The organism is Pseudarthrobacter sp. NPDC058362, assembly GCF_042723515.1.
Lineage (GTDB): Bacteria > Actinomycetota > Actinomycetes > Actinomycetales > Micrococcaceae > Arthrobacter.
On the sequence record NZ_JBHXIW010000007.1, the window covers coordinates 105,345 to 129,614 of the forward strand.

The window sequence follows — 24,270 nt, forward strand, 5'->3', positions numbered from 1 at the left end:
AGCCTCACTGCCAAATCGAAACCCGTGTAATCTCTGTAACTAGACCGGTATAGGTGACCTTAGTCACATAATCGTCCGATTTGGACCGAAAGTTTGTTGAATCGGCGCGGTTTTTGGATTTTTGACCGTTGAAGGCGCCGTTCCGGCCCCAAAAATGGCGGTGGTACGGACCATAGCATTTAGGACACACCGATGAACCCGAGGAAGGGAACCGAAATGGGCGATCTGGCGCAGAAGCCGTTGCTTGAGAAAGCACCCACCACACATGCCGGCCTGCTGGCATGGGTTGAAGAGGTTGCTGAACTGACGCAGCCGGACCGCATCTATTGGGTGGACGGCTCTGAGGCGGAGAACACGCGCCTGACGGACGAACTTGTTGACGCCGGAACCCTGACCCGCCTCAACCAGGACCTGTTCCCCAACTCCTTCGCCGCTTTCTCGGATCCCGCTGACGTTGCACGCGTCGAAGAGCAGACCTTCATCTGCTCGGAGAACAAGCGCGATGCCGGCTTCACCAATAACTGGATGGCCCCGGCCCAGATGAAGGAAAAGCTGCGCGGCCTGTTTGCGGGCTCCATGCGCGGCCGGACCATGTACGTCATTCCGTTCGTCATGGGCCACCTGGACGCCGAGGATCCGAAGTTCGGTGTCGAGATCACTGACAGCGCCTACGTGGTTGCCTCGATGCGCATCATGGCCCGCATAGGCACAGATGTCCTGAACCGCATCACCGAGACCGACGCGTTCTTCGTGCCCGCCCTGCACTCCGTGGGTGCCCCGCTGGAGCCCGGCCAGGACGACGTGGCCTGGCCCTGCAACCCTGACAAGTGGATTGTCCACTTCCCGGAAGAGCGCTCCATCTGGTCCTTCGGCTCCGGCTACGGCGGCAACGCGCTGCTGGGCAAGAAGTGCTACGCCCTGCGTATCGCCTCCGTCATGGCCCGCGATGAAGGCTGGCTGGCGGAGCACATGCTCATCCTGAAGCTCACCTCGCCCGAGCAGAAGACCTACTACGTCTCCGCCGCTTTCCCCTCTGCCTGCGGCAAGACCAACCTCGCCCTCCTCGACCCCACCATCGAGGGCTGGAAGGTGGAAACGCTGGGCGACGACATCACCTGGATGCGCTTCGGCAAGGAAGGCGAGCTGCGGGCGGTGAACCCCGAGGCGGGCCTCTTCGGCGTCGCGCCCGGCACCGGCTGGGGGACCAACCCCAACGCCATGCGCGCCATCGCCAAGGGCAACAGCATCTTCACCAACGTTGCGCTGACGGATGACGGCGGCGTCTGGTGGGAGGGCATGACGGACGACGTGCCGGCGCACCTCACCGACTGGCAGGGTAACTCCTGGACGCCGGAATCCGGCAAGCCGGCTGCGCACCCCAACTCCCGCTTCTGCACCCCGATCGACCAGATCGACATGCTGGCGAAGGAGTACTACAGCCCCGAGGGCGTGGAACTCTCCGCCATCCTGTTCGGCGGCCGCCGCAAGACCACCATCCCCTTGGTGACCGAGGCGCGCAGCTGGTCCAACGGCATCTTCATGGGCGCCACACTGTCCTCGGAAACCACGGCTGCGGCCGCCGGCGCGGTCGGCGTGGTCCGCCGCGACCCCATGGCAATGCTGCCGTTCATGGGCTACGACGCAGGCGACTACCTGAACCACTGGGTAAACCTGTCCGCCAAAGCCAACCCGGAGCGGCTGCCGAAGATCTTCCTGGTCAACTGGTTCCGCCGGAACTCCACGGGGGGCTTCGCGTGGCCCGGCTTCGGAGACAACGCCCGCGTGCTCAAGTGGGCCATTGAGCGCCTCGAAGGCAAGGCCGATGCCGTCGAGACCCCTATCGGTTTCGTCCCGACCGGCGACGCCATCGACCTGGACGGCCTCGACATGACCCCGGCACAGGTCGAGGAAGCGGTGAAGGTCGACTCCACCGAATGGGCTGCCGAACTCGCGTCCATCGAGGAGTGGTTCGCCAACTTCGGCGAGTCTCTCCCGCAGGCGCTGCGTTCCGAGCTCGAAGGGCTCAAGTCCCGGCTCGGCTGACCTTCCGCTAAAGTACGACGACGACGGCCCCGCACCTTTGGCGAAAAGGTGCGGGGCCGTCGTCGTGCACCCACCCAGCGATTGCTCCGCTTTGGTCGTTTGAGGCGTGAAAACGGCCGGTGCGGAGCAATCGATGTGGAAGGGAGTCAGCTGGCCAGCCAGATGTCCGGGCCGAAGACCTCGTAGTGGATGCGCGTGGCGGGGATGCCGGCGTTGATGGCCTCATTGCGGATGTTCTTCATGAACGGAAGCGGGCCGCAGAGGTACAGCGACGCGTCGGCGGGAAGATCCACTTCGCGCAGGGACATGAACCCCTCCTTGGCGCCTTCCACCGGCTTCTCGAGCCAGATCTGCAATTCGGCACCGTCCAGGCGTTCGACGTCGTCTGTCATCTGGCCGCGCAGCGCCCAGCTTTCGAGGGTGCTTTCCGCGTGCAGGACCAGGACCTGGCGGTCCGAGCCCGCCTCGGCGAGGGAGCGGAGGATCGACGCGGTGGGCGTGCAGCCGATGCCGGCGGAGGCCAGGACCACAGGCCCCTCGCCGTCCTTAAGCGTGATCTCGCCATAGGGATTGGAGATCTCGAGAATGTCGCCCACCTGAACATCACGGTGCAACACGGGGGAGACCTCGCCGCCATCGTCCAGCTTGGTGGTGAAGGTGCGGCTGGTGCCGGCGTCATTGGACAGCGAGTACTGGCGGACCTGGCGGATGCCGTCCGGCAGCGTGACCTTGACGCTGACGTACTGGCCGGGAAGCGCCTCGGTGATGGGGGTGTCGTCCGCCGGTTCCAGGGTGAAGGTTATTGCGCCGGTGCCCGCGGGGGTCTTGGCGGCCACGCGCCACGGAGCCCACATCCTGCTGTTGGCCTGGCGGGCGTAGAGGCCCTTTTCGATCTTGATGAGCGCATCCGCCATAAGCCAGTAGACCTCTGTCCAGGCTTCGGCGATCTCCGGGGTGATCACCTCTGCGAGGTCATCGGCAATGGCTGCAAACAGGTGCTCGTAGACCACCTGGTACTGCGGTTCGGTGATGCCCAGTGATGCGTGCTTGTGGGCGATCCGGGAGAGTACCGTTTCGGGGAGGGTGCCAGGGTTGTTGACCAGGTGGCTCGCGAAAGCGGCGATGCTTCCGGCGAGGGCCTGCTGCTGGTTGCCCGAACGCTGGTTGGAGCGGCTGAACAGGCCGTCCAGCAGTTCCGGATGGGCGGCAAAAAGGCGGGAGTAGAACTTAGGGGTGATTTCCCCGATGCGGGAGCCCACCAGGGGCAGGGTTGCTTCGATGACGGGGCGGGATTTGTCCGAGAGCATGGGAACTCCTGAGGTAGTGACCGGGGCCTTCGTCCGGCCTTCGCAAATACCTGCATTCCAAATGCGAGTATTTATAGCTTCAATTTCTACAGGTTGTAGAACGAGGATGCAAACCGTGCCGGACCAGCCGTAACGTTAGCGTTCCAGGCCGGGGCGCAGGCCGATCATTTCGAAGACGGGGGCCATCTGCCGCGACACGGGAAGGTCGGCGATCCGGACGGAATCGAGCTCGCTGTAGAAGGCTTCCCGGGCGCGCGAGAGGGCGGCGCGGAGGCGGCATTCGTTGATGAGCGGGCAGTTGCCGTTGGGTGCCATGCACTCAGCGGGGTCGCTGCGGGTGTCGAGTTCCCGCAGGATTGCGCCGACGGTGGCGGTCCGGCCCGCAAGGCTGAGCATGGCCCCGCCGGCCCTGCCGCGCACCACTTCGATCAAGCCCATGCTGCGCAGCTTGGCCATCGCCTTGCTCACATGGTTGTAGGGCGTAGCCACCGAATCCGCCACATTTTGCGTGGTCAGCAGCGTGCCTTCGGGGGCGGCGGCCAACACCATGAGGGCCCGAAGGCTCACATCTGCGAAGGCGTTGATTTTCATGGCAGCTGCCGGTCTAGTCCACCCAGATGGCGGGCTGGTTGGAGTCCGCGCCGAGTTCGCCAAACTCCAGGGTCCGCGTCGCGGTGTTGGCAACGTACGGCAGTATTGCAGCGAACACCGAACCGTCACTGTGCTCAGTCGCAACGTGGATGGCATCCGAATCGTCCTCAACAAGCTGGACATCGCAGACCACCGCCGCCGCACGGAAATCGCCCCGGTTCTGTCGAAGCACGGTCTGCAGGTCGCTGATCATCGCATCGGCGTCGAAGTCGGCGTCCGTGCCCTCCGCGGCGTCTGCCGGGGACACGGCAACCAGCCGCAGCTCGCCGTCGTTCTGGACCGTCAGGGCAAAGGGCAGGAAGCCGCCGTTGCGCTGGAGCTGCTCCTGGGCGGCACTGATACCCGTTCCGAGCAGGTTTTCCAGGTCAGTGGCCGAGTCTTCCGGGACTGAGTCGCGCCACGAAGATTCGGACCCGGTGGGATTGTGTCCGGCGGTATCAGGCATGATCAGGCCCGGACCAGTGCCAGCACCCGGTCACGGATCCGCTCCATGGTGGCGCGGTCCGTGGCCTCGGCGTTGAGCCGAAGGAAGGGCTCGGTGTTAGACGGGCGCAGGTTGAACCAGTAGCTTCCGTCGTTCGCGGTGAACGTGCTGCCGTCCATGGAATCGATGGTCACGTCCTCGCCTGCGAAGTCCACCCGGACACGCTCCACCGCTGCGGGCTTGTCTTCGACCTCGGAGTTGATTTCGCCGGAGCTGATGTATGGCTCGTATTCCCGACCCAGCTCGGACAGCGGGCCGTCCTGTTCGCCGAGCGCCGCGAGCACGTGCATGGCCGCCAGCATTCCGGTGTCCGCGTTCCAGAAATCACGGAAGTAGAAGTGCGCGGAATGCTCCCCGCCGAACACGGCGCCTTCCTCAGCCATGACTGCCTTGATGAAGGAATGGCCCACGCGTGTACGGACGGCGCGGCCGCCGTCGTGCGCTACCAGCTCGGGGACGGCGCGCGAGGTGAGGAGGTTGTGGATGATCGTGGGGACCGCTTCGCCCTGTGCCTTGGCGCGGGCAATTTCGCGGTGCGCCACCATGCCGGTGATGGCCGACGGCGACACGGGATCGCCCTTTTCATCGACCACGAAGCAGCGGTCGGCATCGCCGTCGAACGCCAGGCCGATATCCGCGCCATGCTCGATGACAGCGGCCTGCAGGTCGCGGAGGTTTTCCGGCTCGAGCGGATTGGCCGGGTGGTTCGGGAAGGACCCGTCCAGTTCAAAGTAGAGGGGAACGATGTCGAACGGGAGCTTTGGCAGCAGGGCGTCACCGAGCACCGCAGGGGTGGTCAGGCCAGCCATGCCGTTACCCGCGTCCACCACGACCTTTAGGGGTCGCGAACCGGAAAGGTCCACGAGCTTGCGGAGGTATTCGGCATAGTCCTTCAGGATGTCCCGGACACTGATTCGGCCCCGGGTTCCAGCGGCAGGAATGGTGCCGTCGTTGAGGTACTGCTCGGCCAGCGTCTGGATGTCCCTGAGGCCCGTTTCGGAGGAGATGGGCACGGCGCCCGCTTTAGCCATCTTTATGCCGTTGTAGGCGGCAGGGTTGTGACTGGCAGTGAAGGTGGCACCGGCCCTGTTGAGGAAGCCGCAGGCGAAATACAGTTCGTCCGTCGAGATCAGGTCGAGAAGTTCCACGCTGGCGCCGCGGGTTGCTGCACCGTTGGCGAAGGCCTTGCTGAAGTCGGGGGAGGACGGCCGCATGTCGCCGCCCACCAGGATGGTCTGACCTTCGAGCTGCAGGACGTCCACGAACGCTGCCCCCACGGCTTCGACGATTTCGGCGGTGATGGTCTCGCCCACGATGCCCCGGACGTCGTAGGCCTTGAAGGATGCCGAGAGGTCAAAAGTCGTTGTCTGTTCGCTAGTCACGCGCCTTATCTTACGTGGACGCGCCGGAAACCGGGCCTCTGTGGAGGAACAGTGAAGCGGCAGGCCCGCCGTTTTTCCACAGAGCTGCCATCGGTGTGCCCCCTGTCGGGGGTGGCTGGGATACTGAATCAATGGTCGATAACCAGCACGCCACGGTACTTTCGGATTCCACCCCACCCTCCTCTCCGGCAATCTCCTCCTCGTCGCCCACGCACGCGCAGGCGCTTGAGATCCTGCGGGGACTCGTAGGGCATCCGCATGCTGATTTCCACGACGGCCAGTTTGAGGCCATCGAGGCGCTGGTCGACGGCGGTCGGCGGGCTTTGGTGGTCCAGCGTACTGGCTGGGGCAAGTCGGCGGTTTATTTCGTTGCCTCCCTGCTGCTGCGACGCAGGGGTGCCGGGCCGACACTGATCGTCTCGCCCCTGCTGGCCCTGATGCGGGACCAGGTGGCCGCTGCCGCCCGGGCAGGTGTGCGGGCCGTCGCGATCAACTCGGCCAACCAGCTCGAGTGGGACACCGTCCGGGAACAGCTGGCCGCTGATGAGGTGGACGTCCTGCTGGTCTCACCGGAGCGGCTGACCAACCCGGCCTTCCGCGAGAACCAGCTGCCCGAACTTATCCGTCGCACGGGACTGCTGGTGATTGACGAGGCCCACTGCATCTCGGACTGGGGGCACGACTTTCGCCCGGATTACCGGCGTATCGCGGACCTCATCAAGCAGCTCCCGGACACGATTCCAGTGCTGGCCACCACCGCCACCGCCAACTCCCGCGTCGTACATGACATCGAGGAGCAGCTGGGCGCCGGTGTACTCACCATCCGCGGCTCGCTCGGCAGGGAATCCCTGCGACTGGGAGTCCTTGCGTTGCCGGATTCGCGGCAGCGCCTGGGTTGGCTCCTGACTCATCTGGCGGACCTGCCCGGGAGCGGAATCATTTACACACTGACGGTCTCTGCTGCTGAGGACACTGCACGGCTCCTGGCCGAGGCCGGCCACAAGGTGCTGCCCTATACGGGAAGGACAGATCCGGCCGACCGGGAAAGCGCCGAGCAACTGCTGAAAGGCAACCAGGTCAAGGCACTTGTGGCTACATCCGCGCTGGGCATGGGCTTCGACAAACCGGACCTGGGGTTCGTGGTCCACCTGGGCGCGCCGTCTTCGCCGGTGGCTTACTACCAGCAGGTAGGCAGGGCAGGCCGTGGAGCAGCCAATGCGGACGTCCTGCTGCTGCCCGGCTCGGAGGACCGGGACATCTGGCAGTACTTTGCCACGGCTTCCATGCCGTCGGAGGAAAAGGCAGCGGCCGTCCTTGAAGTCCTCGGTGAGGCCGGAACTGCCCTGTCCACTGTGGCGCTCGAGGCCCGGGTGGACCTTCGCCGCACCCCGCTTGAGCTCCTGCTGAAGGTACTCTCCGTGGACGGCGCCGTGGAACGGGTGGGCGGCGGCTGGAGATCCACCGGGCAGCCTTGGATTTACGACGCGGACCGGTACCGGAGAATAGCCCAGGCCCGAATCGACGAACAGGACTCCATGGTCATTTACCAGGACACTGCTGGCTGCCGGATGGAGTACATTACCTCGGTCCTGGATGATGAAGCGGCCCGGGCATGCGGACGGTGCGATAACTGTGCTGGCCGCTGGTTCCCCAGCGAGATTGCCACCGATGCAACCGAAGCGGCCGGCCAGACCCTCAGCAGGGCAGGCGGTGTGCTGGAACCGCGCCTGCAGTGGCCGAGCGGAATGGACCGGCTGGGAGTCCCCGTCAAAGGAAAACTGAAAGCGGGGGAGGGTTTGTCCGATGGGCGATTCCTTGCCCGGCTCACAGACCTCGGCTGGGGTGGGGCACTCCGGGCACTGTTTGCGGCTGGTGCCGAGGACCGTCCAGTGGATCCGGCCATGCTGCAGGCCTGCGTGCAGGTGCTGCGGGAATGGGGCGCCGGAGACAGCCGCACGCCTGGCTGGAGCGGCGCAGGCAGGCCGGCCGCGATCGTGAGCGTGCCGTCGCGGAGCAAACCTGAACTAGTGGGGTCGCTGGCCCGGGGAATTTCGGAGATCGGCCGGATCCCCTATCTGGGTGAGCTGCAGCTTGCCCACGGCGGGCCGACCGGAGGGCGGGGCGGAAACAGCGCCTACCGGCTGGCAGGAGTTTGGGACCGGATCGTGGTGGGTCCCGAGCTGGAGCAGGCGCTCGCGTCCCTTCGGGGCCAGCCGGTAATGCTCATCGACGACCTCGTTGACAGCCGGTGGACGGTTACGGTTGCCGGCAGTGCCCTGCGGCAGGCAGGTGCGGGGCCTGTCCTGCCGCTGGTTCTGGCCCAGGCTGGCTAACGCCGGGGACGACCGTGGCGACACCCGAGGGGGTGTTGCCCGGCTGGTCCGGGGGCGTGTCCCGGGGCTGGTCAGACCCGGAAGTCCCGCGCCGCCTGCCGTTCGGTGTACCGCCCCGGCTGACTTCCGCGCCAGCGTCGTTGGGTAAGAGAAGGCTGTCCACGGTGCTGGCGAGCATCAGGACCGCCATGGCCACGAACGCAAGGCGGAAGGGGGCAGCCGAGTCGTCCAGCAGCGCGGCGAAGGGTAGTCCCGCGAGGGGGTGGCCGGTGTCTGGCGGGCCGACCGCGCGGGCCGGGGTAACGCCGTCGAACGCCCGGATCATCAGGGCAGCCAGGGCGATGCCCGCTCCGGCGGCCAGCTGCACCATTGTCGGCGACACAACGTTGGCGGAGGTCAGGTGATCCGGGATGACATCGGCGTACTGGACGGACGCGTAGGCGGAAAAACCGATGGACCGGAAGGCGCCGCTGCACACCAGCAAGGCGAAAACCAGGGCCTGTGGCGTCTCCGGTGTCAGCAGCGCGCAGAGTAAGAACGTTGCTGCTGAGGCGAGTGATGCTCCCACCAATACCGGTTTGAAACCGAACCTGCGGATCAGCGGCGTGGTGGCGGGCTTGATGCCGATATTGCCGATGAAGACCGCGGCCACCATAATTCCCGCGTGCAGGGGGCTCCAGCCGAAACCGGTCTGGAACATCAGCGGCAGAAGGAACGGGATAGAGCTGATGGTGAGCCGGTAGACGAAGCCCCCGGTGGCCGTGGCGCGGAACGTCCGGGTACGGAAAACGTCGAGATTGAACAAAGGGTGCCGGGCCCGCCGCATCCAGAGCACGGCGGCGGCAAGTGCGGCCACGCCGGATGCGGCACTGATTCCGGCCCAGGGCAGGTCCGGGTGGGAACTCGCCAGCTCGAGCCCTGCCACCAGTGCACCCACTCCGATAGTGGTGAAGCAAAGGCCCGGCCAGTCGAGGCGGCGGCCCTTGTCTCCGGCGATGCCAGGCACCAGCCGAAGTGCCGCGATGAACGCGGCCAGGCCCAGGGGCAGGTTGATGAGGAAGATCCAGTGCCACGAAAGGTAGGTCGTCAGCGCTCCGCCGACCAGGGGTGCGATCACCGGAGCCAGCAGTCCAGGCCAGACCAGGAATGCAGTGGCGCGGAGCAGTTCGGACTTTGGTGTGCCGCGCAGCACTACCAGCGTTCCGACCGGGACCATCATGGCCCCGCCGGCGCCTTGGGCGATCCGTGCCAGCGTCAGGCCGGCCAGGTCCTGGCTCAGCGCGCACGCCAGTGAGGCCAGCGTGAACACGGCGATCGCCAGGCAGAAAATGCGCCGGGCGCCGAAGCGTTCCGCCAGCCAGCCGCTCAGCGGAATGCCGACGGCCACCGTCAGCAGGTAGGCCGTCATGGTGATGTTGACGTCGGCGGCCGGGACGGAGAAGTCCGACGCAATGTTGGGGATGGCAGTGGTGAGGATGGTGCCGTCCAGGAACTCCATGAAGAACGTGGCAGCTACCAGCAATGCCAGCGGGGGACTCCATGTCGGGGTGGTGCCCGCTGCAGCGCTACCTGATGCCATTCGACCATGTTGCCACGCGGCACGCTCCTGTCAGAAGCTCGTTCGCCTATCCGGATGCAGAGGGCTCTGATCTGCGAACAAGGTTAGGAATCAGGGGAATGGCACACCCCGGGAACGCAAAAGACCCCGGTCCAGTGGACCGGGGTCAAACGCGGAGACGGGGGGATTTGAACCCCCGGTCGAGTTTAACCCCGACCCTTCATTAGCAGTGAAGTCCATTCGGCCGCTCTGGCACGTCTCCAGTTGCTATTCCTAGCCCACCAAGGATACGCAGATCCGGCCATGCAGTGCAAAACGGCCAACGCGGGTTCAGGATCCCCCGCCGGCCAGTGCCTTCCACAGGAAATGCTGGCTGCGGGCCTGCAGCGCTGCGGCCTGCCGGTTGTCCGATGCCCCGGCATGGCCGCCTTCGAGGGCCTCGTGGAACCAGACGTTGGGGATGCCCATGGCCTGCATACGGGCCGCCATCTTGCGTGCCTGCACGGGCCCGACGCGGTCGTCGGAGGTCGCCGTCCAGATGAATGTCTCCGGGTATTCCACGCCGTCACGCAGCAGGTGGTACGGCGAGAAGGTGCGAATGAACTCCCACTGCTCGGGGACGTCCGGGTCCCCGTATTCCGCGATCCATGAGTGGCCGGCGGAGAGCCGCGTGTAGCGTCGCATGTCCAGTAGCGGCACGCCGCAGGAGACTGCCCCGAACAGTTCCGGATACCGGGTGAGCATGTTGCCCACCAGCAGCCCGCCGTTGGAGCCGCCCACGCAGCCCAGCCGCTCCCGCGATGTCACCCCGCGGGAGATCAGGTCGCGGGCCACGGCCGCGAAGTCCTGGTACGCCTTGTGCCGGTTCTCCTGCAGCGCGGCGCGGTGCCATGCGGGTCCGTACTCGCCCCCGCCGCGGATGTTCGCCACCACGTAGACGCCGCCGCGGGAGTGCGGCGTCCCGCCGTCGGCGCCGGGCAGGCCGGTAGTGCGCCGTTCCAGCCACGCCCGGCCCACAGTCCCGCTGTATGCCGGGGTGCGCGAGATTTCGAACCCGCCGTAGCCGGAAAGCTGGGTCGGGTTCTGTCCGTCCAGTGCCAGCCCGCGCGCGGCGATCTGGAAGTACGGCACCCGCGTGCCGTCGTCGGACACGGCGAAGTGCTGCTCCACCTCGTAGTCACCGTCGGCAAAGTACGACGGCGACGCCTTCACCACCGCGTGCCGGCTCACCACGCCGGGGACCCCGCCGTCGCCGTGCTTGCGTTCCAGCGTGCCGCGCATGAGGGTGCTGGGGGTGGTGAAACCGGTGGCGACCAGCCAGAAGTCGTCGCCCGCACCGCCGTCGGCCGCTGCCTTGTCCTCGTCGTCCACGGCGTAGGCGTTGACATCGTGCAGCGGCGGGCAGGCGTCCAGGGGAGAAACGGCCCACGCGGAACCGGAAGAACCGGCCTGCGACGGATCCAGCACCCGGATCTCCGAGGAGACGTCCTTCAGGAGGTTCAGCAGCAGGAAGCTTCTGGTCCAGCTCCAGGACTGCAGTGAGGTGTGCGCGTCCGGAGCGAACAGGACAACGAGGTCCCGGCTCCCGGCCAGGTAGTCCGCGAAAGGCGCCGCCAGCAGCGACCCGGCCGGGTAGGTGGTCCCGTTGAGCGGCCAGTCCTGCTGCGGGCGGAACAGCAGCCACTCCCGGTGCGCACTGATGTTGACGTCGGTGGGAACGTCGATGGCCACCCACCCGCCGTCCCGCCACACCAGGTTGGTTCGGTTGAAGAAGTCGATGCAGTCAACGGCGAAGGTCCGCTCGAAGCCCGGCGTGGAATCGTGCGCCACCACGGCCATCATGTGGTCCTGGGGCACCTCGAACAGCCGTGGCGCGGACTCAAGGCTGGTGCCGCGGTCGAGGGTTACGGCGGTCCGGGCGTAAGAGGATGCCGTGGCCGGAAGCCCGGCAGCGGTGGAGGCGACAAGCAGCGTGTCCGCATCGAGCCATGAGACGTTGCCCTTCGCCGTCGGAAGGTCGAAGCCGCCGGACGCCGGGTCAACGAACGCCCGCGCCTCGACATCGAACTCGCGGTACCGGTTCGCGTCCCCTCCGTCGGGGGAGAGTGCCAGGAGCGCCAGTCGATAGGGTTCACCGGCGGGAGGCCGCAGGAACGTGGCGCCGTGGAAAACCCACTCCTGGCCTTCCGCGGCCGACAGGGCGTCCACATCGAGCAGGACCTCCCACTCGGGCGAGTCCGAGCAGTAGCTTTCCCACGTGGTGCGCCGCCACAGGCCCTTGGGGTTCTCCCGGTCCTTCCAGAAGTTGTAGTACCAGTCGCCGCGCTTGCCCACCATGGGGATGCGGTCGGTGGAATCGAGGACCTCGAGGATGCTGCTTTCCAGCCCGGCGTATTCCGCGTCCTCCAGCAGGTCCTCCGTGCGGGAGTTCTGCTCACGGACCCAGGCCAGCTGTTCCTCGCCGTAGATCTCCTCCAGCCAGACGTTCTCGTCGGTGGGTTCGGGCGAGGTGGCGGGGCCGGACACGGGCGCAGGATCAGCAGCAGTGGTGGTCATGCGCCCCATCCAAACAACATCCCCCGGGGCTGGCAAGTCAAGCGATGGGCCCACACCGTGCTTTCAGCCCGTACTCTGGATGCCGTGGAAATAACGCAGAGCACCCGGGTCGTCATCATTGGCGCCGGCCCGCGGGGCACCAGCGTTCTGGAGCGCCTGCTCGCGCACGCCGCGGCTGCCGGGCCACGGGTGCGCCTCCACATCGACGTCGTGGATCCGTTCCCGGCCGGCCCCGGCCATGTGTGGCAGCCGGAGCAATCGCGCCTGTATCTCATGAACACGCAGTCCTTCTACCCCACAGTGATTCCACAGGATCCCGCGCTGCCCGCCCCGCTTGCCGGCACCACGTTCGACCAGTGGCGGATCCACCAGCAGCGCAACCCGATGCCCGGGCTCACAGCCGATGAACGAGCAGAACTGGCCGTCCTGGGCGCCAGCGACTTCCCCAGCCGCGCCCTCTACGGCCGCTACCTGCGCAGCACCCTCGAGGAACTGGTGGCCAGCGCGCCCGCCGGTGTCACTGTCGCCTTCCACGAGACAGAAGCGGTGTCGGTGCGCCCGTCGGGCCAGGGAGGCCCGGCAAACGGGGGAACGTACGACGTCGGCCTGGCCGCCGGGGGACCGCTGCGCACCAACGCGGTGGTGCTTGCGCTGGGGCACGTGCCGTCCCGGCTGAACCACGAACAGCGCGGGCTGCAGGCCGCGGCGGAGCAGCTGGGCCTGCACTATCTGCCCCCGGCGGTGCCTGCGGACGTGGACTGGGACCGGATCCCGGCGGGCGAAACCGTCCTGGTGCGCGGCATGGGGCTGAACTTCTTCGACACGATGGGCCAGCTCACCGAGGGCCGTGGGGGCAAGTTCGTGGGCAACGGTGGCCGCCTCCGGTACGAGCCCTCCGGCCAGGAGCCCGTCATCATTGCCGCTTCCCGTCGAGGTACCCCGTACCGGGCCAAGGCCGCGCTGGAAGGCTACTATCCGGCGTCGGTATCGTTGCGCTACCTCACTGAGGCGGCGCTGGAACGCTTCCGGACGGCCGGCATCACCCCCGGCTTCGATCACGACCTCTGGCCGCTGCTCCACCGCGACGCCCTCTGGGCCTACTACTCCACGCTGGTGCGCTCGCAGCCCTCCGCCGTCTCCGACTCCGCTGCCTTCCTCTCCGCGCTTGAGGAGGCCCTGCACCCGCACGCGCACAGTGCAGGCAACTGGGAGGATGCGGTGGAAAGCGTGCTGGCGGTCCACGTCGGGCCCCGCCACCGGCTGGACCTGCCCGGCCTGGCCGCCCCGCTGGCGGGCCGTTCTTTCCCTTCCCGCGCTGCGCACGACGGCGCCGTGGTGGAATACCTGCTGGACGATGCCCGCCGCTCCGCCCTCGGCGAGGACGATCCCGTCAAGATGGCCATCGGCGCACTCCACCATGGGCGTGCCGTGCTTAAGACGGCAGTGGCCGACGGCGGCATCACCGACGCTTCCTGGGTCGCCGGGCTGCGTGGCTGGTTCGAGTCATTCGTGGAGGGGCTGGCCAGCGGCCCGCCGGCCCTGCGCTCCGAGCAGCTGGCGGCGCTTGCGGGGGCCGGGGTGGTGAGCTTTGTGGGCCCGGATCCCAAGTTCGATGTGGACCGCAAGGAGCGGATGTTCACTGCAACGTCCCCCTGGGTGGAGGGCGGCCCGGTGCGGGCCCGGACCATGGTGGAAGCCCTGGCGCCGGGCAACCGGGTCTCGGCGAACAGCTCACCGGTCCTGGAACAGCTGCTGGCCGACGGGCTGGTCCGGCCCCGGCTGATGATGACCGCCGAGGGGGCCCCGGTGCAGTCCACCGGCCTCGATGTGGTCCCGCACCCGTACCGCCCGCTGGCGGCCAACGGGTCGGTGACGGAGGGGCTGTACGTGCTCGGGCTGCAGCTGTCGTCCTCACAGTGGGGCACAGCTATTGCCGCGGAGGCCCTGCAGGAGGGCGGCCCGGTTTACCAAAGTGGCCAGCGCACCCTGCGCGACGCAGACGAAATCGCTGCCGCGATACTGCACCGCGGCGCTCCAACGTTGGCAAATTTTACCTAGACAGTGGAATAACCCGGGTTTAGGCTAAGCGGCATTGGGGGAATCCACAGGTAACTAACAGCCGGAGTCAAGCATGCCACAAAGCAGTAGATTGGTTGTTTTTGCAGCACTAAGTACCCTCGCCCTGTCAGCATTGGGGTTGACAGCCGCCGTCGCACACCCGGACGGACAACACGGTATGGACGAGGGCCATCTGAAAGGAACGGGGGCCACCGGGAACATCGAACTGGTGGACAAGGTCAAGCTCACAGATACGCCGGACCTGATCGCCGATGTCACTGTCTCACCCGATGGAAACACTGCATTCCTGGCCAACTGGGGGGAGCCGGACTGTGCCGGTCCGGAGACCGGCGGGCAGACCAGCCCGGATGCCGGTGTCTATATCGTGGATATCTCCACGGTGGACCAGGCCAATCCCGCGCCGGGCAGCGAGCCCAAGCGCATCGGGTTCATCCCCGCGCACCAGGACAGCCGGCCGGGCGAAGGCCTGCAGGTTCTGAACATCACTACCCCCAGCTTCACCGGGGATGTGCTGGTGGTCAACAATGAACAGTGCGGAAAGAACGGCAAGGGCGGCGTATCGCTCTATGACGTGACGAACCCGAGCAACCCCAAGAAGCTGTCCGAGAACTTTGGCGACCGGGAACCCGGCAGCCGGGACAGCAACCAGATCCACAGCGTGTTCGCCTGGGATGCAGGAGACAAGGCTTACGTCGTGGTCTCGGACAACGAAGAGAACACCGACGTGGACATCTTCGACATCAGCAAGCCGCAGCGCCCGACTGTCGTCGCTGAGTACGACCTCAACGACTTCAAAGTGGACCAGCCGAAGATCGGACTGACCGACTCTTTCATCCATGACATGGTGGTCAAGGAGATCGACGGAGACTTCATCATGCTGGCGTCCTACTGGGACGGCGGCTACGTCCTGATGAATGTGAACAACCCGGCTGATGCCAAGTTCCTCGGGGACACCGACTTCGCCGACATCGATCCGGAACTCCTCGAATCCCTCGGCACGTCACTGACTCCCGAGGGGAATGCCCACCAGGCGGAGTTCACCAAGGACAACCGGTTCTTCATCGCCACGGACGAGGACTTCGCCCCGTACCGCACCGATGAATTCAAGATCACCAGCGGCGACCACGCGGGCACGTACCCGTCCGTGATGGTGGGCGGCGGGCAGGCTCCGGCCATCCTCGATGACCTGACGCTCAACGGCCCTGTGGTTTACGGCGGCTACGGCTGCCCGGATTCCGCGGCGCTTCCCACGCCGGAGAGCGTTCCCGGATACTTGGAGTCACTGGAGCCGGGCGAGGAATCAATCATCGTGCTCCAACGGGGCCCGGTCGGGGACTCGAGCGCTCCTGAAGGCGCCTGCTTCCCGGGCGAGAAGGCCCACCAGGCTGTGCTTGCCGGCTGGGATTCCGTCCTGTTCGTGAACCACCACAACGGTGACGCTGCCGGCGGGGAACCGTTCTGCGGGTCGGGCGCGTTCGTCGATGAGGTCGTGGCAGTCTGCACCACCCATGCAGCCTTCCACCGCCTCTTCAACATCGACCCGCTCGAGGCACCGTGGAGCTACCCGGAGAACATCGCCCTCGGCACTATCGGCGCCGAGATCGAGGTCGGCTCTGTATTCGATGGCTGGGGCTACGTGCATCTGTTCGACGCCGCAACCCTGCAGGATCTGGACACGTTCGCCATCCCGGAGGCCCACGATCCTGCCTACGCGTTGAAGTACGGTGACCTGAGCGTCCACGAAGTAGCGGTGGACCCGCAGGATCCGTCCATGGCGTATCTGTCCTACTACTCCGGCGGCCTCCGCGCCGTGCAGATCCAGTGCGGCGACCCCGCCGACAACACCACATGCGAGCTCGTGGAGGTTGGCAGCTACCTGGACAAGGCCGGAAACGACTTCTGGGGAGTGGAGACCTTCATTGGCGAGGATGGCAAGACCTATATCCTCGGCAGTGACCGGGACAACGGGCTCTGGATCTTCACCAACCCGTAGGAATCATCAAGGACAGCAGGGGCAGGGTCGGCCACGCCGACCCTGCCCCTGCTGTGTTGATTCAGCGTCCGGGTTTCGTCCCGCTCCTGGCCAGCTGTGCGGCGACCGGCAGGTCGAGACCCACCAGCACAGGGTCGTGATCGCTGGACCTGAAGGGGCCCGCCGTATAGAAGTCCACAATGTTGTAGTTGTGCCTGCTGTACTCGAGGGCGACGGACTCCACGGAATTGATGTTCCAGATGTCCGCGCCGGTGACGGCGGCATCAGCGGCAGGGGAAGCAAGCACATAGTCCAGGGAGCCCACCCGGCCGCCAAAGAGATACGAGTGCTTGGCGGTACCGTCTGCGTTGCGTGCCTTCGTGTTCTGGTTGATGTAGCCTGCGGCGGCCAGGACGTTCATGGGGTCTTCCTTGGCGTACGAGTTGAAATCTCCGACCAGGAAGACTTTGTCCGTTTTCTTCTCCTTTTGGACTGACGATGCGAATGTGAGCAGCGATTTCGCTTGTGCCGTCCTGGCCAGGTTGGAAGCGCCTTGGCCCTGGTCCGTGTCATCGTGTGTCGCGGCTGATCCCTTGGACTTGAAGTGGTTGGCGATCGCGATGAACTTCGTGCTGCCCGCGCCACCTACGGGTTTGAATGCCTGCGCCAGCGGCTTCCGGGCGTTGGAGAAGGCCTCGGTGTCGTTGTGGATGATGGAATCGCCGAGGGGCTCTACCGCTGCCTTGCGGTAGATAAAGGCAGTCCGGATCACGTCTTCGTCGCTCAGTTCAGGCCTTTCCGCCGGTGACCGGACGTAATCCCACACTCCGGGCTGGACGGCATCCAACGCCGCAACGAGCCGGGCGAGTGCGTCATCGCGGTCTTTGCCAAATTTGGCGGAGTTCTCGATCTCCATGAGTGCGGCGACGTCCACGCCGGCAGAGCTGATGGCGCTGACAATCTTGTCCTGCTGGCGTTTCAGGTTCTCCGCATTGGCGGCTCCACGCGCATCGCATCCGCCGCGGACGGTCACCGGGTTTCCTTCGCGGTCGTGGTAGTAGGAACATCCGCTGAGCGTGTCGCCGGTGGTGGTGAAGTAATTCAGTACGTTGAAGGTTGCCAATGTGATGTTGCCGCCCACGGCCTCCGGTGTCTGGGTGCGGGTGGTCCCAAACCTTGCCGGTTGAACCGAATCTTGGTTGGCCGTTGTCAGATGGGCCAGCGGCTGGAACTTCCAGGAGTTGTTGGCGTATCCAAGCACCACGTTGGTGGCGAAGGTTACCGGTGAGCCCACCCTGACGGGGTCAGCGGCGGTCAGGTACGGCAAGGCTTCAGCCTTGGTGGTGGCGTCCTTGAGGAAGTTGGTGCTGGCCCCGTCGTCCAGCTTGATGCCGCGGGCGGCGTTGTCCGCCACCACGGCGTTATATTCGGCCGAGCCGTACGGTGCCACCGCGGTGGGCTGCACCATCGGCGTGGTCCCTCCGGCCAGGCCGATCTCGCCGTACTGGTTCAGCGAGTAGTTGTCGCTGACCGTCATGGGGCCTTGGGGCGCCAGCAGCATGCCCTCCAGCGATTCACGGAAGGCTTCCGCGGCGGGGAGGCTGAAGGTGGTGGCCTTGACCTCCGGTGCGGGGTCGGTGAGCTTGGTGAGGCCGGCGGCGTCCGCCACGCTGACCTGGGTCATGCCGTAGTACTCGGATACGGTGCCGGCTACTTCGACGAAGTCGCCGATCTGCACCGAACCCACGGTGGCGGGGGAGTAGACGAAGATGCCGTCCGACGCCGCGTGGTTGGCCGGGGTGAGGTCTCCGCCTGTGCCCGGGGTCTGGATGTAGTAGCCGGCGAAGCCGCCGGTGGGGAAGGCGGCGGTGACCCTGCCGCGCGTCGTAACGCCGGCGCCAGCGAGCGGGCTCGTGGTGCCGGTACCCTGGATCTCCGCGATGGTGGTGGCAGCACCCGGGTCCGCGGGAGGGTCCGTCGGTGTGGTGGCGGGACCGGACTGCGGGGTGATCTCGGCCTTCAGCGCGAAGTCAGCTGAGTTGTCGTTGGTGTCGGCAAAGTTGCTGCGGTTCAGGCTCTTCACGTCGGTGTTGCTGGCCGGAGCGGTGGCGGCCCTCGTTTCGAAGGTGTTGGACGTGCCGTAGCCCAGCAGGTCCGCCACTCCGGCCGGTTCGATCACGGAGCCGGTGGCCAGGCCGCCCAGCGCGGTGGACTGCTTGGCGAGGATGAGGGTGCCGGTGGTGCCGGAGGGGTTGAAGCCCGTGGCGGTGACGTCGGCCGCGGGGAGCTCAGGAGCGGTGGATGTGGAGCTGTTGGAACTGGCCTTGATGAGGAAGTAGCCCCGGGCGGGGATGGTCCCGGCAAGGGCTGCCACTCCGGTAGGCGCGGACGTGCCGGTGGCTGAGCGGTACTGGATGGACCAGCCGTCCAGCGAAACGGGTGCGTCAGAGGAGTTGTACAGTTCAACGAACTTGTTTTTATAGGCCGCTCCCGCGCTGCCGCCGCTGAGATAAGCCTCGTTGATCACGACCGGGGAGGTGCCGGCCGCCGTGGCTCCCGGGACGGCTGCCAGCGGAGCTGCAGTGAGCCCCGCTGACAGAACCGCGCCCAGTGCCAGGGTCCAGAATTTGGTCTTCATCCGCTCTTACTTTCCTAGGCCAAGTGGTGTCCGGCACAGCAAAGCAGTCGTGGGTGAACACAGGGTGGATGGCGGACGACGCCCTTAGCCGATGATCTTGAACGTTGCCCCCGTAGGGTCAGCCAGGGACGCCACGCGCCCGAACGGAGAGTCTTCGGGCCCGTCAAGGACGGTGGCGCCAAGGGCCACGGCCCTTTCGATCGAGTCATCGGTGTTCTCCACGTTGAAGTACACCTGCCAGTGCGACGGAACATCGTCGGAAAGGTAGCCGGAGGCATCCATGATGCCTGCCTTGGCTTCGTTCCCGGCTCCAAGGGTGGTGTAGCGGAACTCTTCGGTGTCGCTCATAACGGTGGTGTCCCAGTTGAAAACGTCCTGGTAGAACTTCACCGCAGCGTCGTAGTCCTTGGTGTGCAGTTCGTGCCATGCGGCGGTGCCCGGTTCTGCCACGAGCTCGTAGCCGCCCATTTCCCGGGGCTGCCACACACCGATTGCCGCGCCCCCGGCGTCGCCGAAGAAGGCCATGTGGCCCTGCTCCGGCACGTCCATCGGTGCAACATACACCTGGCCGCCGTGGGCGGTCACGGCTTCCGCGGTGGCCTCGGCGTCGTCAGTACGGAGATAGGTGGACCACGCATCCGGCATGCCGGCCTGCTCCGCGTCCTTCTGCATGAGGCCGGCAACGGCCTTTCCCTGCTTGTAGGCGGTGGTGTATCCGCCGTATTTCTCCTGGTCGCCGGTCTGGTATTCCCAGCCAAGGGTGGCAACAGCAACGACCCTATGCCCCGGCCATGGCAGTTTCAATGGTCTGTTCCGGCCAGGAAGACGGCTCCGGAAACGACGGAACCCCGGCGGCCAACTGCTGGCGCACCGGGGTTCCTTTCGCGGAAGGTAAGAGATTCGAACTCTTGGTACGGGGTTACCGCACACTAGTTTTCAAGACTAGCTCCTTCGGCCGCTCGGACAACCTTCCTCACCCAGTAGTGTTTCATAGGGCATTGCCTGCCACAAAACACGGCCGCGAACATCTCCGGGACGTGCCGGCAGGCGGGCGTCGAGTAAGCCAAGGAACGGGAGTGGTGCATGAAAGCGGTCTACATTTCGGAACCGGGCGGACCCGAGGTGCTGCAACTGCGCGATGTGCCGGCTCCGGTGCCGGGTCCCGGGGAGGTGCTGATCGACGTCGTTGCCGCCGGCCTGAACCGTGCGGATGTCCAGCAGCGCCGGGGCTTCTACCCCCCTCCGCCCGGCGCTTCGGAGGTCCCGGGCCTGGAGGTTTCCGGGCGTATCGCGGGTTTCGGCCCGGACGTCGCAAAGCCCTTCTCCGTCGGGGACAGGGTGGTGGCCCTCCTTGCAGGCGGCGGGTACGCCCAGCAGGTGGCCGTCCCGGCGGAGCAGGTCCTGCGGGTGCCGGACGGCGTGGACCTGGTCACCGCCGCTTCCCTCCCGGAAACCGCCGCCACCGTCTATTCGAACCTGGTGATGACAGCCCAGCTGCAGCCCGGCGAGACGGTCCTCATCCACGGTGCCACCGGCGGCATCGGCACCATGGCCATCCAGCTCGCCAAGGCATTGGGCGCCCGGGTAGCCGCAACCGCCGGCACGGCCGAGAAGGTCAGCACAGCCACCGCGTTCCTCGGCGCCCACATCGGCATCAACTACTCCGAAGAGGACTTTCCGGAGAGCCTGCGCCGGCAGAACGGCGGCAAGGGCGCCGACGTGATCCTGGACGTCGTAGGTGCCAAGTACCTGCCGCAGAATGTCGACGCGCTCGCGGACTACGGCCGGCTCGTGGTCATTGGCCTGCAGGGCGGCACCAAGGGGGAACTGGACCTGGGTATGCTGCTGCGCAAGCGGGCCGCCGTCGTCGCGACCGCGCTGCGCCCCCGCCCGGTGGCCGAAAAGGGTGCCATTATGGACGCTGTACGGGAAGCCGTCTGGCCGCTGGTCGCTGACGGCAGCATCCGCCCACTGGTGGCAAGGACATTCCCGCTGGACCAGGTGCAGGAAGCACACCGCTACTTCGATTCCGGTGAGCACGTGGGCAAGGTCCTGCTGGCGATGTAGCCCGGCCGAATACCCGAGGAGCCGCATGTCCGTCCGCTACAGCCTTCTTGCCCTGTTGCACCAGCCGCGCTACGGGTACCAGTTGCGCGCCGAGTTCCAGAACCGCACGGGCGGCACCTGGCCGCTCAATATCGGACAGGTGTACACCACCCTGGAGCGGCTGGAGCGCGACGGTCTGGTGACCAAGGCAGCGGACGACGACGGCGCGCACTTGGTTTACAGCCTCACCGAAGCGGGGGAGGCAGAGGTCCGGACCTGGTTCGCTGCCCCGGTGGACCGGAGCGCTCCGCCGCGGAACGAACTCGCGATCAAGCTGGCGCTCGCCGTCACCCTCCCGGGGGTGGACGTGCCCGCGGTGATCCAGGCGCAGCGGGCCGCGTCCATGACCGCGCTGCAGGATTACACGAAAGCACGCCGCGACCTGGTCCCGGTCCAGCGCGCTGGGGATACTGCCGGTCTGCTGGTCCTGGATTCGCTGATCTTCCAGACTGAAGCCGAAATCCGCTGGCTGGACCTGTGCGAGGCGCGGCTGGTGCAGCAGACGCAGCTGAACGGCCAGGCCTAGGCCGGGGGACGCCGCCGTCGTTCGCCGCCGCGTCCGCACCGCTTGCCGCACCACGCCGCCGGGCAGCCAAAAAACCTGCCCAACCTGCTTGCGCCGTTGGTAGGGTTCGTCCAGAACACGTGTATTGACTCTCAAGGAGGAGACATGGCCGAAACCCCAGATCCACGGAAGAACCCGCCGCCGGCGGGCGGCTCCGTGGCCACGGAACTGCCGCCTGCGGGCGTGGACCCGGCGGTCCGCGAAGCGGAGGACCGCAGATGGACGCCGGGCAAGATCGCACTCTGGGCAGGCATCGCCCTCCTGGGTGGTGTCGCCTGGTTCATGCTGGCGATCATCCGCGGCGAAACCGTCAACGCGATCTGGTTCGTGTTCGCATCCGTCTGCACCTACCTGATCGCCTACCGGTTCTACTCCAAGGTGATTGAACGCTTCATCACCAGGCCGGACGACCTCCGCGCCACCCCCGCCGAATACAAGGCTGACGGCAAGGACTACGTCCGGACGGACCGCAACGTCCTGTTCGGCCACCATTTCGCAGCCATCGCCGGCGCCGGCCCGCTGGTGGGCCCGGTCATCGCTGCGCAGATGGGCTACCTGCCCGGCACCATCTGGATCATCGTCGGCGTGGTGCTGGCTGGTGCGGTGCAGGACTACCTGGTGATGTTCTTCTCCATGCGCCGCGGCGGCCGCTCCCTGGGCCAGATGGCCCGCGAAGAACTGGGCGTCATCGGTGGTACTGCCGCGCTCATCGCCACCCTGCTCATCATGGTGATTATCGTCGCGATCCTGGCGCTCGTCGTCGTCAACGCCCTGGGTGAAAGCCCGTGGGGCGTCTTCTCGGTGGGCCTGACAATCCCCATCGCCCTGTTCATGGGCGTCTACCTGCGCTACCTGCGGCCGGGCAAGATCATGGAGGTTTCCGTGATCGGGTTCGTGCTGCTGATGGCCGCCATCATCGGCGGCGGCATCGTGGCCGAGACTCCGTGGGGCGCCGAGATCTTCAGCCTGGACAAGGTGACCATCGCCTGGGGCCTGATCATCTACGGCTTCATCGCCGCGGTCCTGCCCGTCTGGCTGCTGCTGGCTCCCCGTGACTACCTCTCCACGTTCATGAAGATCGGCGTGATCGTGATGCTGGCTCTGGCCATCATCGTGGTCCGCCCGGAAATCAACGTGCCGGCGTTCAGCGAATTCGCCAGCCGCGACAACGGGCCCGTGTTCCCGGGTGCGCTCTTCCCGTTCCTGTTCGTCACCATCGCCTGCGGCGCCCTGTCCGGGTTCCACGCGCTGATCTCCTCCGGGACCACGCCCAAGCTCGTGGAGAAGGAACGCCAGACCCGGTACATCGGGTACGGCGGAATGCTGATGGAGTCATTCGTGGCCATCATGGCCCTGGTGGCCGCCATCTCCATCGACCGTGGCCTGTACTTCGCCATGAACTCGCCGGTGGCTTTGACCGGCGGCACCGTGGAAACCGCGGCAACGTGGGTGAACAGCCTGGGCCTCTCAGGGGTCAACCTCACGCCGGACATGCTCGCTGAAACGGCCCGGAACGTGGGCGAGGAAAGCATCGTTTCCCGCACGGGCGGTGCCCCGACGCTCGCCGTTGGCCTGGCGCACATCATGCAGCAGTTCATCGGCGGCACCGCCATGATGGCGTTCTGGTACCACTTCGCCATCATGTTTGAGGCACTGTTCATCCTCACCGCAGTGGACGCCGGCACCCGCGTGGCCCGCTTCATGCTGCAGGACTCGATCGGTAACTTCGTGCCGAAGTTCAAGGAACACTCATGGCGGCCCGGGGCCTGGCTCTGCACCGCCATCATGGTGGGGGCTTGGGGCGCCGTGCTCCTGATGGGCGTCACCGACCCGCTGGGCGGCATCAACACGCTGTTCCCGCTGTTCGGCATCGCCAACCAGCTGCTCGCAGCCATCGCACTGTCTGTGTGCCTGGCCATCGTGGCCAAGCAGGGGACATTCAAGTACCTGTGGATCGTGGCACTTCCGCTGGCATTCGCCGCGGTGGTCACCATCACCGCGAGCTACCAGAAGATCTTCTCCTCCACCCCGGCCGTGGGCTACTTCGCCAACAATGCAGCGTTCAGCAAGGCGCTGGCGGACGGCAAGACCGAGTTCGGTACCGCCAAGACCGTGGCCGCCATGGAAGCCGTGGTGCGCAACACAGCCATCCAGGGCTGGCTGTCGGTGATCTTCGTGGTGCTGAGCATCATCGTGATTACGACGGCGGTGCTCGCCACCATCAAGGCGTTCCGGTCCCATTCGACGGGCCAGCCCGTGCCCACCAATGAGGATCCCGCGCTTCCGTCGCGGGTCTTCGCCCCGGCCGGCCTGGTGCCGACGCCCGCTGAACGGCAGTTGCTGGCCGAATGGGAGAAGGTCCCGGCCGAGCTGCGCTTCGAAAGGGCAGGACACCACTAATGATCGACGGACTGGTCCGCGGGCTCCGGGGGATCGCCGGGTACCTGCGCGGGGTGCTGGGAGCAGACGCCTACGCCAAGTACCTGGAGCACCACCGTGCCTGCGGCCACCCCTCGGCACCGCTCAGCGAACGGGAATTCTGGCGGGACAAAACGGACCGGCAGGACACCAACCCGCAGGGCCGGTGCTGCTGATT

16 protein-coding genes and 2 tRNA genes are annotated in these 24,270 nt (G+C 66.1%); 8 read left to right on the plus strand and 10 right to left on the minus strand.

Annotated features, from left to right (window positions below; all coding sequences use genetic code 11):
• Positions 1-216: 216 nt before the first annotated feature.
• The gene (locus tag ACFWIX_RS13815) at positions 217-2,043 is read left to right on the plus strand and encodes a phosphoenolpyruvate carboxykinase (GTP) (protein WP_377216748.1); all 1,827 of its coding nucleotides are present in this window, start codon (positions 217-219) and stop codon (positions 2,041-2,043) included.
• A gap of 146 nt (positions 2,044-2,189) precedes the next feature.
• Here ACFWIX_RS13815 and ACFWIX_RS13820 read toward each other — a convergent pair whose 3' ends face one another.
• The 4 genes from ACFWIX_RS13820 to ACFWIX_RS13835 all read right to left on the minus strand — a co-directional run bounded on the left by ACFWIX_RS13820 (position 2,190) and on the right by ACFWIX_RS13835 (position 5,867).
• On the minus strand, positions 2,190-3,350 hold the full coding sequence (locus tag ACFWIX_RS13820) for a globin domain-containing protein (protein ID WP_377216704.1): 1,161 nt from the start codon (positions 3,348-3,350) through the stop codon (positions 2,190-2,192).
• Between the two features lie 135 nt (positions 3,351-3,485).
• Positions 3,486-3,941, minus strand: coding sequence for an RrF2 family transcriptional regulator (locus ACFWIX_RS13825; protein ID WP_377216705.1), 456 nt, complete (start codon positions 3,939-3,941; stop codon positions 3,486-3,488).
• Between the two features lie 13 nt (positions 3,942-3,954).
• Entirely contained in the window at positions 3,955-4,446 is a 492-nt protein-coding gene (locus ACFWIX_RS13830) for a hypothetical protein (protein WP_377216706.1), read from the minus strand.
• Positions 4,447-4,448: 2 nt separating this feature from the next.
• Positions 4,449-5,867: a phosphomannomutase/phosphoglucomutase gene (locus ACFWIX_RS13835; protein ID WP_377216707.1), complete on the minus strand. Its 1,419-nt coding sequence runs from the start codon at positions 5,865-5,867 to the stop codon at positions 4,449-4,451.
• 131 nt (positions 5,868-5,998) lie between these two features.
• On the opposite strand from ACFWIX_RS13835, the gene ACFWIX_RS13840 reads away from it, so the two are divergent.
• Positions 5,999-8,200, plus strand: a complete 2,202-nt coding sequence (locus tag ACFWIX_RS13840) for a RecQ family ATP-dependent DNA helicase (protein ID WP_377216708.1) — start codon at positions 5,999-6,001, stop codon at positions 8,198-8,200.
• On the opposite strand, the gene ACFWIX_RS13845 is transcribed toward ACFWIX_RS13840, so the two are convergent.
• The 3 genes from ACFWIX_RS13845 to ACFWIX_RS13855 form a co-directional block, all read right to left on the minus strand.
• Complete coding sequence (locus ACFWIX_RS13845; protein WP_377216709.1) at positions 8,124-9,779, minus strand: MFS transporter; 1,656 nt, start codon at positions 9,777-9,779, stop codon at positions 8,124-8,126. The genes ACFWIX_RS13840 and ACFWIX_RS13845 overlap by 77 nt on opposite strands.
• Before the next feature lie 152 nt (positions 9,780-9,931).
• Positions 9,932-10,020, minus strand: a tRNA-Ser gene (locus tag ACFWIX_RS13850).
• A gap of 68 nt (positions 10,021-10,088) precedes the next feature.
• Positions 10,089-12,314: a prolyl oligopeptidase family protein gene (locus ACFWIX_RS13855; protein ID WP_377216710.1), complete on the minus strand. Its 2,226-nt coding sequence runs from the start codon at positions 12,312-12,314 to the stop codon at positions 10,089-10,091.
• 84 nt (positions 12,315-12,398) lie between these two features.
• Between ACFWIX_RS13855 and ACFWIX_RS13860 the strand changes: the two genes are divergently transcribed.
• Positions 12,399-14,372, plus strand: a complete 1,974-nt coding sequence (locus tag ACFWIX_RS13860; RefSeq protein WP_377216711.1) for an FAD/NAD(P)-binding protein — start codon at positions 12,399-12,401, stop codon at positions 14,370-14,372.
• Positions 14,373-14,550: 178 nt separating this feature from the next.
• Entirely contained in the window at positions 14,551-16,386 is a 1,836-nt protein-coding gene (locus ACFWIX_RS13865) for an LVIVD repeat-containing protein (RefSeq protein WP_377216712.1), read from the plus strand.
• Between the two features lie 61 nt (positions 16,387-16,447).
• On the opposite strand, the gene ACFWIX_RS13870 is transcribed toward ACFWIX_RS13865, so the two are convergent.
• The 3 genes from ACFWIX_RS13870 to ACFWIX_RS13880 all read right to left on the minus strand — a co-directional run bounded on the left by ACFWIX_RS13870 (position 16,448) and on the right by ACFWIX_RS13880 (position 19,976).
• Entirely contained in the window at positions 16,448-19,003 is a 2,556-nt protein-coding gene (locus tag ACFWIX_RS13870) for an ExeM/NucH family extracellular endonuclease (RefSeq protein WP_377216713.1), read from the minus strand.
• Positions 19,004-19,087: 84 nt separating this feature from the next.
• Positions 19,088-19,807 (minus strand): VOC family protein, encoded by a 720-nt coding sequence (locus ACFWIX_RS13875; RefSeq protein ID WP_377216714.1) that lies wholly within the window; start codon positions 19,805-19,807, stop codon positions 19,088-19,090.
• An 81-nt stretch (positions 19,808-19,888) separates the two neighbouring features.
• Positions 19,889-19,976, minus strand: a tRNA-Ser gene (locus tag ACFWIX_RS13880).
• Positions 19,977-20,086: 110 nt separating this feature from the next.
• On the opposite strand from ACFWIX_RS13880, the gene ACFWIX_RS13885 reads away from it, so the two are divergent.
• The 4 genes from ACFWIX_RS13885 to ACFWIX_RS13900 all read left to right on the plus strand — a co-directional run bounded on the left by ACFWIX_RS13885 (position 20,087) and on the right by ACFWIX_RS13900 (position 24,268).
• Complete coding sequence (locus ACFWIX_RS13885; protein WP_377216715.1) at positions 20,087-21,070, plus strand: NAD(P)H-quinone oxidoreductase; 984 nt, start codon at positions 20,087-20,089, stop codon at positions 21,068-21,070.
• Between the two features lie 25 nt (positions 21,071-21,095).
• Complete coding sequence (locus tag ACFWIX_RS13890; protein WP_377216716.1) at positions 21,096-21,635, plus strand: PadR family transcriptional regulator; 540 nt, start codon at positions 21,096-21,098, stop codon at positions 21,633-21,635.
• A gap of 144 nt (positions 21,636-21,779) precedes the next feature.
• A complete protein-coding gene (locus ACFWIX_RS13895) occupies positions 21,780-24,074 on the plus strand; it encodes a carbon starvation CstA family protein (RefSeq protein WP_377216717.1) in 2,295 nt (764 codons plus the stop codon).
• Positions 24,074-24,268, plus strand: a complete 195-nt coding sequence (locus tag ACFWIX_RS13900; RefSeq protein WP_377216718.1) for a YbdD/YjiX family protein — start codon at positions 24,074-24,076, stop codon at positions 24,266-24,268. Before ACFWIX_RS13895 ends, ACFWIX_RS13900 begins: the two co-directional genes overlap by 1 nt.
• The last annotated feature ends 2 nt before the right edge of the window (positions 24,269-24,270 follow it).

What these genes read in the sequence shown, in the direction of transcription:
- ACFWIX_RS13855 (WP_377216710.1), bottom strand. Translation starts at nt 12,314, where the DNA reads ATGACCACCACTGCTGCTGATCCTGCGCCCGTGTCCGGCCCCGCCACC.
- ACFWIX_RS13830 (WP_377216706.1), bottom strand. Translation starts at nt 4,446, where the DNA reads ATGCCTGATACCGCCGGACACAATCCCACCGGGTCCGAATCTTCGTGG.
- ACFWIX_RS13820 (WP_377216704.1), bottom strand. Translation starts at nt 3,350, where the DNA reads ATGCTCTCGGACAAATCCCGCCCCGTCATCGAAGCAACCCTGCCCCTG.
- ACFWIX_RS13845 (WP_377216709.1), bottom strand. Translation starts at nt 9,779, where the DNA reads ATGGCATCAGGTAGCGCTGCAGCGGGCACCACCCCGACATGGAGTCCC.
- ACFWIX_RS13870 (WP_377216713.1), bottom strand. Translation starts at nt 19,003, where the DNA reads ATGAAGACCAAATTCTGGACCCTGGCACTGGGCGCGGTTCTGTCAGCG.
- ACFWIX_RS13885 (WP_377216715.1), top strand. Translation starts at nt 20,087, where the DNA reads ATGAAAGCGGTCTACATTTCGGAACCGGGCGGACCCGAGGTGCTGCAA.
- ACFWIX_RS13825 (WP_377216705.1), bottom strand. Translation starts at nt 3,941, where the DNA reads ATGAAAATCAACGCCTTCGCAGATGTGAGCCTTCGGGCCCTCATGGTG.
- ACFWIX_RS13895 (WP_377216717.1), top strand. Translation starts at nt 21,780, where the DNA reads ATGGCCGAAACCCCAGATCCACGGAAGAACCCGCCGCCGGCGGGCGGC.
- ACFWIX_RS13840 (WP_377216708.1), top strand. Translation starts at nt 5,999, where the DNA reads ATGGTCGATAACCAGCACGCCACGGTACTTTCGGATTCCACCCCACCC.
- ACFWIX_RS13900 (WP_377216718.1), top strand. Translation starts at nt 24,074, where the DNA reads ATGATCGACGGACTGGTCCGCGGGCTCCGGGGGATCGCCGGGTACCTG.
- ACFWIX_RS13865 (WP_377216712.1), top strand. Translation starts at nt 14,551, where the DNA reads ATGGACGAGGGCCATCTGAAAGGAACGGGGGCCACCGGGAACATCGAA.
- ACFWIX_RS13815 (WP_377216748.1), top strand. Translation starts at nt 217, where the DNA reads ATGGGCGATCTGGCGCAGAAGCCGTTGCTTGAGAAAGCACCCACCACA.
- ACFWIX_RS13890 (WP_377216716.1), top strand. Translation starts at nt 21,096, where the DNA reads ATGTCCGTCCGCTACAGCCTTCTTGCCCTGTTGCACCAGCCGCGCTAC.